Source organism: Microcoleus sp. T3_A4, assembly GCF_036700465.1.
In the GTDB taxonomy this organism is placed as follows: domain Bacteria; phylum Cyanobacteriota; class Cyanobacteriia; order Cyanobacteriales; family Microcoleaceae; genus Microcoleus.
On sequence record NZ_JAUBOY010000073.1, the window covers coordinates 22,551 to 24,390 of the forward strand.

Sequence of the window (1,840 nt, forward strand, 5' to 3'; positions counted from 1 at the left end):
GTGTTACCGATGGCGCGGGTGTTGGCGTTACCGATGGTGTTACCGATGGCGCGGGTGTTGGCGTTACCGATGGTGTTACCGATGGCGCGGGTGTTGGCGTTACCGATGGTGTTGGTGTGGGAGTTAGTGCAGTATTTACAGTCAAATTAACTACACTCGAAGCAGTAGAAGTATTACCCGCAGCATCCTTAGCTGTCGCAGTTAAGGCGTAAGTACCATCAGTTAAAGCCGTTGTCGGTGTAAAAGTCCAATTTCCCGAAGCATCCGCCGTAGCAGTACCCAAAGAAGTTGTACCTTGTAAAATGTTAACGGTACTATTAGCTTCAGCAGTTCCCGTCACAGTCGGAGTGCCAGTGGCTGTTGTGCCAGCGGCTGTTGTAATGGTGGGTACTGTGGGTGCAACAGTGTCTACGATGAGACTAACTACACTCGAAGCAGTAGAAGTATTACCCGCAGCATCCTTAGCTGTCGCAGTTAAGGCGTAAGTACCATCAGTTAAAGCTGTCTGGGGGGTAAATGTCCAATTCCCAGAGGCATCAGTAGTCGCAGTACCCAGAGAAGTTGTGCCTTGTAAAATGTTAACGGTACTATTAGGTTCGGCAGTTCCCGTCACAGTCGGAGTGGCATCGTTTGTTGTACCAGCGGCAGTAGTGATTGTAGGTACTGTCGATGCTGTGGCATCGATTGTGAGATTAACTGGAGTTGAAGCCCCAGAAACATTACCCGCAGCATCCTTAGCTGTAGCAGTGAAGGCATAAGTGCCATCGGCTAAAGCTGTCGTGGGGGTAAATGTCCAGTTACCATCCGCATCCGCTGTGGCAGTACCTAGTGCAGTTGTGCCTTGTAAGATGTTCACGGTACTGTTCGGTTCTGCCTTACCCGCGATCGCGCCTTTGGTACTCCCAGAAGTTGTGATTGTAGGGGCTGTGGATGCTGTGGCATCGATTGTCAGATTAACTGGAGTTGAAGCCCCAGAAACATTACCCGCAGCATCCTTAGCTGTAGCAGTGAAGGCATAAGTGCCATCGGCTAAAGCTGTCGTGGGGGTAAATGTCCAGTTACCATCCGCATCCGCTGTGGCAGTACCCAAAGGCGTTGTGCCTTGTAAGATGTTCACGGTACTGTTCGGTTCTGCCGTACCCGCGATCGCGCCTTTGGTACTCCCAGAAGTTGTGATCGTGGGGGCTGTGGATGCTGTGGCATCGATTGTCAGATTAACTGGAGTTGAAGCCCCAGAAATATTACCCGCAGCATCCTTAGCTGTAGCAGTGAAGGCATAAGTGCCATCGGCTAAAGCTGTCGTGGGGGTAAATGTCCAGTTACCATCCGCATCCGCTGTGGCAGTACCCAAAGGCGTTGTGCCTTGTAAGATGTTCACGGTACTGTTCGGTTCTGCCGTACCCGCGATCGCGCCTTTGGTACTCCCAGAAGTTGTGATCGTGGGGGCTGTGGATGCTGTGGCATCGATTGTCAGATTAACTGGAGTTGAAGCCCCAGAAATATTACCCGCAGCATCCTTAGCTGTAGCAGTGAAGGCATAAGTGCCATCGGCTAAAGCTGTCGGGGGTGTAAATGTCCAGTTTCCCGAAGCATCCGCTGTGGCAGTACCCAAAGGCGTTGTGCCTTGTAAGATGTTAACTGTACTATTGGCTTCAGCGGTTCCCGCCAGAGTGGGAGTAGAATCGTTAGTTGTGCCGGCGGTAGTAGTAATACTGGGTACGCTGGATGCTGTGGCATCGATTGTCAGATTAACTGGAGTTGAAGCCCCAGAAATATTACCCGCAGCATCCTTAGCTGTAGCAGTGAAGGCATAAGTGCCATCGGCTAAAGCTGTCGGGGG

General features: G+C 51.5%; 1 protein-coding gene. It reads right to left on the reverse strand.

The window, feature by feature from the left end; translation table 11 throughout:
- Positions 1-1,840, reverse strand: a 1,840-nt coding sequence (locus tag QUA07_RS27665; RefSeq protein WP_333331806.1) for an Ig-like domain-containing protein, incomplete at both ends; no start/stop codon positions are given.